The sequence below is a fragment of the Pseudomonas sp. TJI-51 genome (assembly GCF_000190455.2).
GTDB classification, from domain to species: Bacteria; Pseudomonadota; Gammaproteobacteria; order Pseudomonadales; family Pseudomonadaceae; genus Aquipseudomonas; species Aquipseudomonas juntendi.
On sequence record NZ_AEWE02000134.1, the window covers coordinates 30,884 to 45,304 of the forward strand.

Here is a 14,421-nt window from a genome sequence, read left to right on the forward strand (position 1 = left end):
CAGCCAGTACTTGCGCACCCACTTGCTGACATCGCCGCAGGCACAGTGGCGGCAGGACAGTTATGTCGCCATCAGCCATGCGCGCATGCGCGCCGAAGCGGCCAAGGCGCACTATGCCGGCCACCTTCTCGAAGACCCGTTCGAGCGCGGGTTCACCTGGATCACCACCTTGCTCGAATACCCGCAAAGCCATGCCCGCCAACAGGCAGACGTAGCGCAACTGAGCGTGCGCCAGTTGCTGATCGGTGGGCATACGCTGCAAGGCATCATGCTGGTCACCCCAGACAGCCCAGGCTTCGCCCGCTTCATCGTCTACACCCCGGACGCCCCCGACCGCCGTGCCTGGCGTGAGTTTCGCAATACCCGGCACATGCTCAAGACCCTGCGCAAACAACCTGCCCTGCGCGATTACCTGAAAGACCGCCTGCCGCTGGCCGACCGTGAGCAAATCGAGCTATGGCTGACCAAAGGCGGCATGGGGCCCCATGTACTACGCCCGACGATCACCGGCGATTTCCACCAGGCCCGCTACCTCGCTGAAGTCAATGCCATGCTGGCCGCGGTCGATGCCAGCACCAATACCCGGCGGGAACTGCTGGGCGAGCTCGGCCTGCGCGGGCTGACGCTCATTCTGGACTTGATCAGCTTCGTGTTGCCCAACCGGGCACTGGTGGCGGTATCGTTGGGGCGTTCGATCCTGTCGGTGATCGATGCGCACAAGGCCTTCAAACAAGGGCAACGCGTTGACGTGTTGAAACACATCGTCGACGCCTTCACCTACGCCAACGACGCCGTCAACAACCTGGGTGGAACAACCGTGATGCGCCGCGCGTTGCGTGGAATACCCTCGCCTCCACCGCTGAAGTTGCCGCCTTCGGCAAGCGTGAACATCAACCGTGAAAAACTGCGTTACCGCGTCGATGGCATTCACAAAGAAGGTATCTACGAGCAACCCTCGCCGTACCCTGGCCTGAGCTTCTACTACATCAGGGATGCCAGCGGGGCTACGTACCAGGTCGCTTTCGACGGCTACCGCTGGCGTGTAGTAGACCCGCGGATGCCGGACGCCTATACCAAGGTACCGGTCAAACGCCGCGAAGACGGCGAATGGGTAGTGGACTCGGTGGTGCTGTGGCATGACGGGCTACCCGACTTGCAGGCGCTGTTCGAAGCGTGCCAACTGCCCACGTACCCGGCTGGCGCCGAGCCAACCGACACCGCTGGACTGTACCGCCTGGGCCGGGAGTACTTTCTGGTCGCAGGCAGCCAGGCGTTGCCGCTGCGCGCGCACTTGCTGGACAACCATTACCATTTGCTGATGCCCGGGCAACCGGACCGCAGGCCCATCGCCTGGGCCATTGTCCGTTGGCAGGGGGACCAGTGGCGCATCCGGGTTCGCCAGCCCGGCCGAAGCAGTGACTGGCTGGCGTTTCCAGACTGTTATTCGGTAAGCCGCGGCAACAGCCCGTCCAACCGCTGATGCAAGGCACTGCCACTTGGCCAGTTGCGCAGCAGCCGTGCCCGGTCGCGGGCATAGGCGGGGGCGAAGCTGAGCTGGGTGGCATGCTGGCACATGGCGTCCAGGTCGATCAGCGACCAGCGCCCGTTGTCCCAGAACAGGTTGTGCCCCTTGAAGTCGCCGTGGCTGATGCGTTCGCGGATCAGTTGCTGCATCACCTGCACCAACGCATCGAGCTGTTCTTGCGGTGCCTCGCCACTTTCCACGTAGGGCGCAAAGCACGCGGTCAGGTCTGGGCCATCGACATACTCGGTGACCAGGTAGGCACGGCTGCGCAGGCCCAGCACCCGCTGCTCCAGCACCGCCAAGGGGCGTGGCGTGGCGATGTCGAGAAACTCCAGGCGGTGCCCTTCGATCCACGAATGCCAGGCCCGGCTCGGGCGCCAGAAGCGCTTGAGCCAGTGCGCGGTGTTCTTGATGTTGTAGCGTTTGAGCACCAACTGCCGGCCATTCACCTCGATACGCGCCACACTGGCGGCGCCACCGGTCTTGTACAGGTGGCCTTGGTCGATCAAGGCATCGGCCTGTTCCAGCACTGGCAGCATGGCGCCCACCTCGCTGCGGCGAACCGCACGCAAGCCCGACAAGCTGCGCTGTACGCTGAACAGGCTGCATTCGCGCCCGGCCTTTTCCAGGTAGTCCTTCTGCCGCCAGCTGCGCACCTTGTCCACCTGCTTCTGCAAGGCTTCCAGTGGCAGCGCGTGCTCGGCATTGGCCAGCAGGTAATGCACCAGCAACTCTTCGATGAACGGCTCCAGGCGCTTGGGCAACTGGGCGAAGAATACCCCGAGGTTTTCCAGCACCCGCGGGCGCGACAGTTGCTGGCCAGGGGTTTCGGCCTTGATGCCGGCGCCATCGATCAGGTACAGCTTGCCGGCGTGGCGCAGCAGGTTGTCCAGGTGCAGGTCTTCCTGCCACAGGCCTTTGGCGTGCATGTGCGCCACGGCCGTCAGCGCCTCACCCAGCACCTGATGCTGCGCGTCGGCCAGCACCGGCAGGTTTTCCACCGCGCCCCAGGCATCGGCCAGGCTCTGGGCACCGTCGAGGAATTCGAACAGCAGCCAGCCACCTTCGCCTTCCCTGAGCCCGTCGGCCAGCAGCCTGGGCGTGGTCAGCCCCTGCCCGGCCAACAGTTTCACGCCCTGCAATTCGCGCTGGAAATGCCGCGCCGCGTTAGCACCCACCAACAACTTGGCCAGTACCGGCGTCCCGCGCCATACACCGGCGCCGACATAGCGCTGGCCCGGTAGCACACGCAACAGGCTGAGCAGCTGCAGGTCGGCGCTGCCGGCGGCATCGGCCAAGGTCAGGGTCAGCGGCAGTGACGGGCTACGCCCGGCAGCCTTGAGTTCAGACAAACGCATCAGCGGGCCTCTTTTTCACGACTGCGTTGCGTCAGGCGTTGCAGCCAGGTGTCGACCAGCGTGCCTTCGGCGGGCTGCGCCAGGTAGCTGGCCAGCAAGGTGCGGACATCGGCCTCGCTCCAGGCCCGGGCGCGGCGTAGCAGCGGCTCCAGGTCTTTGAGGCGGTCACGCATGCCGAACAGCAACGGCCGGGTCTTTTCCAGGTCGATCAGTTGGGCGTCCCACCCCTCGCGGCGCTGGCGCAGAAAGATGTGCTTGGGGTAGAAGCAGCCGTGCACCTGGCCGGCGCCGTGCAGGGTACGCGCCAGCTGGCCGCACGCCTGCAGGATGCCGTTGCGCTTGGCCTCGCCCAACTGCGGCCATTGGCCCAGCAGGCTGTCGAGGTCGGCCCACGTGTCCAAGGCACGGGTCATCAGAATCGCCCGGTGCTGGCCGCCCTGCTTGCGCTCACCGTAGAACACCGCCTGCAAGGCCGGAATGTGCAACTTCTGATAACGGCTGATATTGCGGAATTCGCGGGCGAAGGTTGGCTCGCCAAACGGCCGGTGCAGGGTGCGGGTCAGGTAGTCGCACTGGCGCTTGAGGTAGTACCCCTTGCCTTCGAGCTCCAGGCGGAACACGCTGCTCCAGCCGCCACGGCCGGTGTTGGGCTCGTCCACGGCGTCCAGTTGCAGCGCCCACAGCGCCTCGAAGTCATCCAGCCCATGGCGTTTGAGCAGCGCGAGTTCTGCGCTGGCCAGGTAGTCGGTCATTCCCTTCCCTCGAAAAAGCCCAGTACCTGGCGGATGCGTTTCTTGTCGCGCGCATCAAGCCGATTGCGGTCACGGTACTGCAGGTAGAAACGCAGGCGCTGGGTAGCCGAGAGGTGGTACTTGGCCACCTTGTCGAGGCAGGCCAGGTCCTTGATCAGCCGGTGCCGCCACATGAACCCGCGCCAGAAATCGCCAGTGGGGCAATCGATGAAGAACAGCGTGCCTTGGTCATCGACCAGCAGGTTGCGCCACTTCAGGTCGTTGTGAGCGAAACGGTGTTCGTGCATCACCCGGGTATGGCGGGCCAACTGGCGGCTGATATGGTCGACCCAGGCGCGATCGGCCAGCCGCGTATCGTTGCGCTCGGCCAGGGCCGAGAGGTCTTCGGTGTTGGGCAGCTCGCGGGTGATCATCGCCCCGCGGCCAAAGGCCAGGCCATTGCGCTCAAGGCCCCAGGCCACCACTTCGGCGGTGGGAATGCCCCACTTGGCGAACTGCTTGAGGTTCTGCCATTCGGCCTTGATGCGCGGCCGGCCCAGGTAGCGGCGCATGTGCTTGCCGGCACCGGTGTACCGCTTGACGTAATAGTTGACCCCATCACGCTCGATGCGCACCACCTCGCTGAGCGGGTCGCGGGTCAGGCGTTCGCCCTGAATGGCAAATACCGCATCGAGGCTGCCGAAGTCCGCCGCCAGGTGTTGGTAACCCGGCGCCAGTGTCCAACTCGCCATTAGAGTGCATCCCCATAGCGTTGCTTGCGATCGTAGAGTTTCTGCGCCTTGCGCTCCAGCCAGGCCAGCAGCGCGGCTTCGTCCTTGAGGACTTGCCGCAGCGGGCGCTGGAAGTACGCGCGCAGGAAGCGCAATTTGTCGCGTTGGGTAAGGCCGATGTCCAGCGCCGAGAAGTACAGCGCCGCCAGGTCCTTGTCACGCCAACGCCGGCTGATTGTCGCCCGGGTTTGCGCGCGGTGCAGGTCGATCACCGACAGATTGAAATCATCCGCCGTCACCGGGCGGTCGGTGTGCAGCAGGAAGTGGCAGATGTAGCAATCGCGGTGGTTGACCCCGGCGCGGTGCATGCCGCCGGTCATTTTCGCCACCTCGGCGATCAGCGCATGCTTCAGGCGCGGCTCGGGCGGCTGCCTGGCCCAGTCGATGCTGAAGTCTTCCAGGCTGATGGTCGGCGCCAGCTCTTCGGTGATGATGAACGAATGCTGCGCGGCTGGGTTGCTGCCGCGCTCACCGTAGGCGACCGCGGTCATGGTCGGCACACCCACTTCATGCAAACGCTGGATCGCCTGCCACTCCTGGCCGGCACCGAGCACCGGCAGCTTGGCGGTCAGCAGGTTCTTAAAGATCTCGCCCCAGCCGATACCGCGGTGGATCTTGACGAAAAAGCCCTCGCCAGCCACCTCGGTACGCAGCGTGCGGCGGCCTTCGAGTTCGCGGTAGACCTCACCTTGCAGCGCCTCCACGGCGTCGAAGGCATCGCGCCCGGCCCACAGGTGTTTGAAGGGTTCGGCCAGTATCAGCTTCATGCGGTTTTCTGCCCCAGGATCACGTCGGCAGCATGCTGCGGCATGCTGTACAGATCGGCGGTTTCGGCGAATGCCAGGCCGTTGCGCGACCAGCTGGCGCGGGCCTGCGGGTCTTCCAGCATGCGCTGCAGGTAGCTGTTGAGCTGGTCCTGCTCGAATGGCTCGTCCAGCACCAGGCCACTGTCGGCCTCGGCAATGTAATGGGCATAGCCGCACACCCTGGACACCAGCACCGGCAAACCGGCCACCAGCGCTTCGAGCAGCACTGTACCGGTGTTTTCGTTGTACGCCGGGTGAATCAGCACGTCGGCACCCAGCAGAAAACGCGGGATGTCGCTACGGCCCTTGAGGAACTGCACCTGGTCGCCCAGGCCCAGGGTAGCGCTTTGCAGCTGGAATACCTTGGGGTCGTCCTGGCCGATGACCATCAACCGGGTGCGCCTGCGCAGCGCCGACGGCAGTGCCGCCAGCGCCTTGAGGCTGCGGTCCACGCCCTTGGTCTTGAAGCCCGAGCCGATCTGCACCAGCAGCAGGTCACCCTCGCCCAGGTTGAACTCCTTGCGGAACTCGGCGCGAATCTCGGCGGCATTGGCCGGCGCGCGGCGGTCCTGGGAAATGCCCGGCGGCAACAGGTGGAAGCGCTCCAGCGGGGTGCCGTAATGCTTGATGAACAGCGGCTGCTGCACTTCGGAAATCATCAGCACTTCGGTATGCGCGTCCTTGGCGAACACCGCATGCTCGTACTCGGCAAAGTGCCGGTAGCGGCCCCAACGGCGGTACAGGCCACCACGCAGGGTTTGCGCCTTGTCCTCGAAGCAGCCGTCGGCGGCGTAGTACACGTCCAGCCCCGGCATCTTGTTGAAGCCGATCAGGCGGTCGACCGGGCGCTTGGCCAGGTCGGCGGCCATCCAGGCACTGAGCTTCTCGTTGCGCCGGTGGTTGAAGACCGCCTTGACCGGCGCCACCAGCACCTCGAAGCCGGGGGGAATGTCGCCCTCCCAGATCAACGTGTACACACGGATCTGGTGGCCGCGCTTCTGGCACTCCAGGGCAATGCGCATGAAGTCGCGTTGCAGCCCGCCAAAGGGGAAATATTTGTAAAGTACGAAAGCCAGTTGCATCAACGGACATCCTCAGCCAGCAGCAACGCGCTCAAGCGGCTCGCCACATGCTCGGGATTCAGGCGAGTGAAGCACAGTGGCCACTCGCGTTTGAGATCGAACCGGGCCAGGTCATCGGCGCTCGGTTTGTAGGTGCACTTCTTCTGCAGGCAGGGCGCACAGGGCCAGTCACTGGCCTGGTGAATCTGGGTCCGTCCGTAGGCGCCGGTCAGGCCCGGGTTGGTCGGGCCGAATAACGAAATGGTCGGCACATCGAGTGCCGCGGCCAGGTGGCCCAGGCCGGTATCGACCGCCACGCAGGCCTTTGCCGCTGCCAGCACGCGGGCCACACCAGCAAGGTTCAATTTGGGGAGCACCTGGCAATTGTTCAAGCCCTGGGCAATGCGCTCGGCCCGCGCCTTCTCCGCCGGGTTGCCCCACGGCAGGCGCACCTCCAGCGTGCGCCGGCCCATGCGCTCGGCCAGTTCGCGCCAGTAGGCTTCCGGCCAGTGCTTGGTCGCCCAGGTGGTGCCATGCAGGAACACGACATAGGGCGCCGCTGGCGGCAGTTGCAGGCGCTCGAGGTCCAGGCCGTAGTTGCCGATGCCTTCGGGCAGGTCGTAGGCCAGGGCCATGGCGAACAGCTGGCGCACCCGCTCGACCGCATGCTGGCCGGTAGCAACCGACAGGCGCCGGTCATAAAAGCGGCTGGCCCACCCCTCACGGGCCGAATAGCGGTCCAGGCCAGCCACCGGGGCCTTCACGTAGCGGGTGAGCCAGGCCGACTTGACCAGGCCCTGGGCGTCGATCACCAGGTCGTACTTGCGCGCGCGTAAGCGCTGCTTGAAGGCCTTCCACTCGCCGCTCTTGAGGGTTTGCCAAAGGTTCTTGCGCCAGCGGCGGATAGCCACCGGGATGACCTGGTCAACCGCCGGGTGCCAGCTGGGGATTTCGGCGAAGCCTTCTTCCACCACCCAGTCGAACCGGATGCCCGGGAGCGCATGGGCGGCATCGGTCAGTGCCGGCAGGGTATGGATCACGTCACCCAGGGATGAGGTCTTGATGATCAGTACCCGCACTTAGTCGACCTCGGCCACGGCATCGATCAGGTCCGGCCCGCTCAGGCTGTGCAGGGCGGCGATGACTTTACCGGGCTCCAGCAGGCGCAGGCAGTTGTAGTGGCCGAAGCGGCAAGTGCGGTCAAAGCACGGGCTGCACTCGATACCGGTGCGCACCACCTCCACCTGTTCGGCCAGCGGTGGGGTGAAGCCGGGCGAGGTGGAGCCATACACGGCCACCAGCGGGCGGTTGAGCGCAGCCGCCACGTGCATCAGCCCCGAGTCGTTGGACACCACGGCCTGCGCGCACGACATCAGGTCGATAGCCTCGGCCAGCGAGGTTTCGCCAGCCAGGTTGGCGGACTCTTCGCGCAACCCCGGAATCAGCCGGTCGCGGATCTGCTCGCCCACCGGGTGGTCGTTTTTCGAGCCGAACAGCCATACCTGCCAGCCCTGGCGGATCATCGCATCCGCCACGGCGGCATAGTGTTCGGCCGGCCAGCGCTTGGCCTCGCCAAACTCGGCACCGGGGCACAGCGCCAGTACCGGGCGGTCGAGTTCCAGGCCGAACTTGGCCAAGGCGGCCTCGCGGCTCTGGGCTTCGATTTGCAGGTGCGGGCGCGGGTACGGTTGCGGCAATTCGGCGCCAGGGGCGTAGGCCAGGGCCATGAAACGCTCGATCATCAGCGGGTAGCGGGCCTTGTCCAGCTTGCGCACGTCATTGAGCAGGCCGAAACGCATTTCGCCGCGCCAGCCGGTGCGTTTGGGAATGCCGGCGAAGAAGGGGACCAGCGCCGACTTCAACGAGTTGGGCAGCAGGATGGCCTGGTCGTACTGGCCGGCCAGGGACTTGCCGATACGCCGCCGCGTGGCCAGCTCCAGTGCGCCGTGGCCGAGCGGAAAGCTCAAGGCCTGGCGCACTTCGGGCATGCGTTCGAGGATCGGCCGGCTCCACTCGGGGGCCAGAACGTCGATCACGCAGTCGGGGTGCTGCTGTTTCAGGCACTGGAACAGGGTCTGCGCCATCACCATGTCGCCGACCCAGCTGGGGCCAATGATCAGTATTCTCATGCTTAGTCCAGAAACGCTCGGGGAGGCTACAGGCTGCGGTTCAGCCTGGCCTCCCCTCTTTATATTCAGGCTATGTGGCGGACAGTGTACCACCGGTGGTGAAGCATGAGCCTTTGGGGCTGCTTTGCAGCCCATCGCGACACAAGGCCGCTCCTACAAGGGAATGCGTTCTCCTGTAGGAGCGGCCTTGTGTCGCGATGGGCCGCAACGCGGCCCCAACATTCTCAAGTCAAACCCAGCTCACCCCAGATCCGCCGCACCTCACGGCGTTCATCGGCAAACTGCGCCGCATCGATCACCCCGGCCTGTTTCTGCAGGGCCTGGCGGTGCGAAGCCGAGCGGAACGCCTTGTACACTTCACGCAACAGCACCGCGTCACTGGCCGGCAGCAAACCTGCTTGCTCCAGCTCTTCCAGAATGCGGATGTTATCGGTCCATCGGAGTATGGCCGGGTGCTCGTGGCCCCAGGCCAAAGCGGCGTATTGCACCATAAATTCAATATCGACGATACCGCCGGCATCCTGCTTGATATCGAACGGCATGCCAGCCTCGAAGGCATTGGCTGCAGTCCCGGCGGCGGTGGCCTTGGTGCCCAGGTTGTCACGCATCTTGGCGCGCATTTCGCTCACTTCGCTGCGCAGCTTCCCAAGGTCACGGGCCTGGCCCAGCACCTTGGCGCGAACGCCCTCGAACGCAGCCCCCACCTGCTTGCAACCGACCAGCACACGGGCCCGCACCAGGGCCTGGTGCTCCCAGGTCCAGGCTTCGTTCTGCTGGTAGCGCTCGAAGGCCCCCAGCGAACTGACCAGCAGGCCCGAAGCCCCTGACGGGCGCAGGCGCATGTCCACGTCATACAGCTGGCCCGAGTTGGTCTGGGTGGTCAGCAGGTGAATGATGCGTTGGCCAAGGCGGGTAAAGAACTGCGCACTGTCGATCGGCTTGGCCCCGTCGGTTTCCGCCTGCGGGTCGCCATCGTGGATGAACACCAGGTCCAGGTCCGAGCCGTGGCCCAGTTCCAGCCCACCCATCTTGCCGTAGCCGATGATGATGAACCCCGGGTCGCACAGGCTGCCGTCACTGCGCTTGGGCTGACCGTGGCGGGCCACGGTCTGGCGCCAGGCCAGCGCCAGCACCTGGTCGAGGATGGCCTCGGCCAGCCAGGTCAGGTAGTCGCTGACCTTCATCAAAGGCAGGTTGCCGCTGATTTCCGAGGCCGCCACGCGCAGGCTGTGGGCCAGCTTGAAATGGCGCAGCGCCTCCATCTGCTGCTCAAGGTCGTCTTCGGGGATACGCGTCAGGCGCTCGCGCAGTTCGCTGGCCAGCTCTGGCGCCAGTGGGGGGCTGAACAGGCGGCCCTCATTGAGCAACTCATCGAGCAGCAGCGGGTAGCGGGCCATCTGCTCGGCGATCCAGGGACTGGCGGCGCACAGGGTCAACAGTTGGCGCAGTGCACCCGGGTTTTCCGTCAGCAGCACCAGGTAGGCCGAACGCCGCGCCACCGCCTCTACCAGCGGCAATACCCGCTCGAGTACCAGGTCGGGGTTGTCGTGCTCCACCGCTTGCGCCAGCAAGCGTGGAATAAAGGCATCCAGGCGCTCACGCCCGATGCGTTGCATGGAGCGCAGCTGCGGGCTTGAGCGCAACGCGGCCAGGCGCCGCAAAGCGTCCACAGGCGCCTTGAAACCGGCCTCCTCCAGTTGGCGACCAGCTGCTTCCTCGTCCTGGGCCTGCTCCCACAGCGGCGACCACTCACCGCCCACCACCAACTCGCCTTCACCGTCTTCATCGTCCGGGTCGGCAATGACCTGGCGGAAATGCCAGTCGATGCGGCCACGCCAGTACGTCAGCTGTTCATGGAAGCTCTGCCAGTCGGCAAAGCCAAGCATGAAGGCGACCCGCGCCTGATCGGTCTCGCCCTCGGGCAGCATCTGTGTCTGGCGGTCGGCGATGGCCTGGATGGCGTGCTCGGTATAACGCAGGAACTCATAGCCTTCGCGCAGCTCAGCCACCACAGCCGGCGGCAGGTAGCCCTGGCCTTCGAGGGTGGCCAGCACCTTGAGCAACGGCCGCTGCTGCAGGCTGAGGTCACGCCCACCGTGGATCAGCTGGAACGCCTGGGCGATGAACTCGACCTCACGAATGCCGCCAGCACCGAGCTTGATGTTGTCGGCCATGCCCTTGCGCCGGACTTCCTGCTGGATCAACTGCTTCATGGTGCGCAGCGCTTCGATGGCGGAAAAGTCCAGGTAGCGGCGGTACACGAACGGGCGCAGCATTTCCTGCAACTGCGCGCCAGCAGCCTGATCGCCGGCCACCACCCGAGCCTTGATCATGGCGTAGCGTTCCCAGTCGCGCCCCTGGTCCTGGTAATACTGCTCCAGGGCATTGAAGCTGAGTACCAGGGCCCCGGCAGAGCCGTAAGGGCGCAACCGCATGTCGACGCGGAACACGAAGCCGTCGACGGTCACCGGGTCCAATGCCTTGATCAGGCGCTGGCCCAGGCGGGTAAAGAACTCCTGGTTGTCCAGCGAGCGCTTGACCCCTTCGGTTTCACCGCCCTCGGGGAAACCGAAGATCAGGTCGATGTCCGAGGACAGGTTGAGTTCGACCGCGCCCAGCTTGCCCATGCCCAGCACAACCATGTGCTGCGGCTGGCCACTGCGGTTGCCGATGGGCGTCCCGAATTGCTGGCAGTGGCGCGGGTAAAGCCATTGGTAGGCTTCGTCGATGCAGGCATCGGCCAGGTCCGACAGGTCGCGGCAGGTTTCGCCAAGTTCCGCCTGGCGGGTAATGTCACGCCAGATGATGCGCACTTGCTGCCGGTTGCGCGCGCGGCGCAGGTTGCGCGCCAGTTCCTCTTCGCTTTGCGCCGCCTGCGCCGCCGCGGCAATTTGCCCGCGCAGCTCCCCCGGGGCATAGCGCCGTTCCAGCTCACCGCTGGCCAGCAGGGCAAACAGCATGGCCGGGTCGCGCTGGGCCACGCCCAGCACGAAGTCGCTGGCCGCGGCCACCTGGTCGAACTGGTGCCGCTGGGCCGCACTGCAATCGTTCAGGTCCAGTTCGGGGTGAGCCGCCACGGCATCGCGCAGGAACTGCTGGTTGCGAGAAACCAGCGGCTGCAAGCTGGCAGGCAGATCGGAGGGCAAAGGTAGGCGCATGGTCTATCCTTGATCGGCGTGAAATAGAGGGAAAAAAGCGGCCAAGGGGAAGCCGGACCACGGTTGGACTGTCGTACAAAAGTTGGAAATAGCTGAAAAAAATGCAAAATTGGCAACAAACATCAAGAAACACCCGTTCGCGACACAATGCCAACCAACATGAACGTTTTTCCTCACAAGCCAACGTGCGACCAAACGTCGCACAATTGTAGTTTTACTACTACTCGTGTCGTGTAAAAGCATGAAATGCGCAAGCAAATGTAGTAAAACTACAACGCGCCGGACGACACCCCGGTAATCCAAGAATTCACGACGTCTGCCCATAAGGCCAGTCGCAATCTCAGGCAATCGATTCTGGTTGCCTTTCCGCCCTGGAGCAAGCCATGCAAGACCTCGATCCAATCGAAACCCAGGAATGGCTGGATGCCCTGGAGTCGGTCCTCGACAAAGAAGGCGAAGACCGCGCTCATTACCTGATGACCCGTATGGGCGAGCTGGCCACCCGCAGTGGTTCCCAGCTGCCGTATGCGATCACCACGCCATACCGCAACACCATCCCTGTCACCCACGAAGCACGCATGCCTGGCGACCTGTTCATGGAACGCCGCATTCGCTCGATGGTGCGTTGGAACGCCCTGGCCATGGTCATGCGTACCAACCTGAAAGACTCGGACCTGGGCGGACACATCTCTAGCTTCGCCTCCAGCGCCACCCTGTACGACATCGGCTTCAACTACTTCTTCCAGGCCCCGACCGAAGAACATGGCGGCGACCTGATCTTCTTCCAGGGCCACGCCTCCCCAGGCATCTATGCCCGCGCCTTCATGGAAGGCCGCATCAGCGAAGAACAGATGAACAACTTCCGCCAGGAAGTGGACGGCAACGGCCTGTCTTCGTACCCGCACCCATGGCTGATGCCTGACTTCTGGCAGTTCCCGACCGTTTCGATGGGTCTGGGCCCGATCCAGGCCATCTACCAGGCCCGCTTCATGAAGTACCTGGAAGCGCGCGGCTTCATCCCTGCCGGCAAGCAGAAAGTCTGGTGCTTCATGGGCGACGGCGAGTGCGACGAGCCGGAATCGCTGGGTGCAATCGCCCTGGCTGGCCGCGAGAAGCTGGACAACCTGATCTTCGTCATCAACTGCAACCTGCAGCGCCTCGACGGCCCGGTTCGCGGCAACGGCAAGATCATCCAGGAACTCGAAGGCGTGTTCCGTGGCGGTGGCTGGAACGTCAACAAGGTCGTCTGGGGCCGCTTCTGGGACCCACTGCTGGCCAAGGACACCAACGGTGCTCTGCAGCGCCGCATGGACGAAGTCATCGACGGCGAGTACCAGAACTACAAAGCCAAAGACGGCGCGTACGTTCGTGAGAACTTCTTCAACACCCCGGAACTCAAGGCCATGGTCGAAGACCTGTCCGATGACGAGATCTGGAAGCTCAACCGTGGCGGCCACGACCCGTACAAGGTCTACGCGGCTTACCACCAGGCGGTGAACCACAAAGAGCAGCCGACCGTCATCCTGGCCAAGACCATCAAGGGTTACGGTACCGGTGCCGGCGAAGCCAAGAACACCGCGCACAACACCAAGAAGGTCGACGTCGACAGCCTGCGTCACTTCCGTGACCGCTTCGACATCCCGGTCAAGGATGCCGACCTCGAGAACCTGCCGTTCTACAAGCCCGAAGAAGGTTCTGCCGAAGCCAAGTACCTGGCCGAGCGCCGTGCTGCCCTGGGCGGCTTCGTGCCTCAGCGCCGGGCCAAGAGCTTCAGCGTGCCAACCCCGCCACTGGAAACGCTGAAAGCGATCCTGGACGGCTCGGGCGACCGCGAAATCTCCACCACCATGGCCTTCGTGCGTATTCTGGCGCAGCTGGTCAAGGACAAGGACATCGGCCAGCGCATCGTGCCGATCATCCCGGACGAAGCCCGTACCTTCGGTATGGAAGGCATGTTCCGCCAGCTGGGTATCTACTCGTCGGTCGGCCAGCTCTACGAGCCAGTCGACAAAGACCAGGTGATGTTCTACCGCGAGGACAAGAAGGGCCAGATCCTGGAAGAAGGCATCAACGAAGCCGGCGCCATGTCGTCGTTCATCGCTGCCGGTACCTCGTACAGCTGCCACAACCAGCCGATGCTGCCGTTCTACATCTTCTACTCGATGTTCGGCTTCCAGCGTATCGGCGACCTGGCCTGGGCCGCTGGCGACAGCCGCACCCGTGGCTTCCTGATCGGCGGTACTGCCGGCCGTACCACCCTCAACGGTGAAGGCCTGCAGCACGAAGACGGTCACAGCCACATGATGGCGGGCACCATCCCGAACTGCCGCACCTACGATCCAACCTACGGCTACGAGCTGGCGGTGATCATCCAGGACGGCATGAAGAAGATGACCGAAGAGCAACAGGACATCTTCTACTACATCACCGTGATGAACGAATCCTACCAGCAGCCAGCCATGCCGGCCGGTGTCGAGGAAGGCATCATCAAGGGCATGTACCTGCTCGAAGAAGACACCCGCGAAGCGGCACACCACGTACAGCTGATGGGCTCCGGTACCATCCTGCGCGAAGTGCGCGAGGCGGCGAAGATCCTGCGTGAAGAGTTCAACGTCGGTGCCGACGTGTGGAGCGTCACCAGCTTCAACGAACTGCGTCGCGACGGCCTGGCCGTAGAGCGCGCCAACCGCCTGAAGCCTGGCCAGAAGCCACAAGCGACCTACGTCGAGCAGTGCCTGGCCGGTCGCAAAGGCCCGGTCATTGCCTCTACCGACTACATGAAGCTGTTCGCCGAGCAGATTCGCCAGTGGGTACCGAGCAAAGAGTTCAAGGTCCTGGGTACCGACGGTTACGGTCGCAGCG

9 protein-coding genes and 1 pseudogene are annotated in these 14,421 nt (G+C 64.1%); 2 read left to right on the plus strand and 8 right to left on the minus strand.

Translation table 11 applies throughout. The features are described from left to right. Positions 1 to 1,480, plus strand: a 1,480-nt coding sequence (locus G1E_RS27120) for a dermonecrotic toxin domain-containing protein (RefSeq protein WP_371259958.1), incomplete at its 5' end; no start/stop codon positions are given. On the opposite strand, the gene G1E_RS24245 is transcribed toward G1E_RS27120, so the two are convergent. From G1E_RS24245 to glnE, 8 genes are all read right to left on the minus strand, one after another. Then, positions 1,441 to 2,883 (minus strand): lipopolysaccharide kinase InaA family protein, encoded by a 1,443-nt coding sequence (locus tag G1E_RS24245; protein WP_047150173.1) that lies wholly within the window; start codon positions 2,881 to 2,883, stop codon positions 1,441 to 1,443. The two genes, G1E_RS27120 and G1E_RS24245, sit on opposite strands and share 40 nt — an antisense overlap. After that, complete coding sequence (locus G1E_RS24250) at positions 2,883 to 3,635, minus strand: lipopolysaccharide kinase InaA family protein (RefSeq protein ID WP_047150174.1); 753 nt, start codon at positions 3,633 to 3,635, stop codon at positions 2,883 to 2,885. Before G1E_RS24250 ends, G1E_RS24245 begins: the two co-directional genes overlap by 1 nt. Further along, the gene (locus tag G1E_RS24255) at positions 3,632 to 4,366 is read right to left on the minus strand and encodes a lipopolysaccharide kinase InaA family protein (protein ID WP_009683336.1); all 735 of its coding nucleotides are present in this window, start codon (positions 4,364 to 4,366) and stop codon (positions 3,632 to 3,634) included. Before G1E_RS24255 ends, G1E_RS24250 begins: the two co-directional genes overlap by 4 nt. After that, entirely contained in the window at positions 4,366 to 5,172 is an 807-nt protein-coding gene (gene rfaP / locus G1E_RS24260; RefSeq protein ID WP_009683335.1) for a lipopolysaccharide core heptose(I) kinase RfaP, read from the minus strand. The genes G1E_RS24255 and rfaP overlap by 1 nt, the downstream gene beginning before the upstream one ends. Continuing rightward, positions 5,169 to 6,293, minus strand: coding sequence for a glycosyltransferase family 4 protein (locus G1E_RS24265; protein WP_009683334.1), 1,125 nt, complete (start codon positions 6,291 to 6,293; stop codon positions 5,169 to 5,171). Before G1E_RS24265 ends, rfaP begins: the two co-directional genes overlap by 4 nt. Beyond that, positions 6,293 to 7,351 carry a lipopolysaccharide heptosyltransferase I gene (waaC, locus tag G1E_RS24270; protein ID WP_009683333.1) on the minus strand — a complete coding sequence of 353 codons (1,059 nt, stop codon included), beginning with the start codon at positions 7,349 to 7,351 and terminating at the stop codon, positions 6,293 to 6,295. Before waaC ends, G1E_RS24265 begins: the two co-directional genes overlap by 1 nt. Further along, on the minus strand, positions 7,352 to 8,401 hold the full coding sequence (gene waaF, locus G1E_RS24275) for a lipopolysaccharide heptosyltransferase II (protein WP_009683332.1): 1,050 nt from the start codon (positions 8,399 to 8,401) through the stop codon (positions 7,352 to 7,354). It lies immediately after the preceding gene. 224 nt (positions 8,402 to 8,625) lie between these two features. Then, positions 8,626 to 11,559, minus strand: coding sequence for a bifunctional [glutamate--ammonia ligase]-adenylyl-L-tyrosine phosphorylase/[glutamate--ammonia-ligase] adenylyltransferase (gene glnE, locus G1E_RS24280; protein ID WP_009683331.1), 2,934 nt, complete (start codon positions 11,557 to 11,559; stop codon positions 8,626 to 8,628). Positions 11,560 to 11,987: 428 nt separating this feature from the next. Here glnE and aceE point away from each other — a divergent pair. After that, positions 11,988 to 14,421: pseudogene (aceE, locus tag G1E_RS24285) on the plus strand (pyruvate dehydrogenase (acetyl-transferring), homodimeric type); the annotation flags it as partial.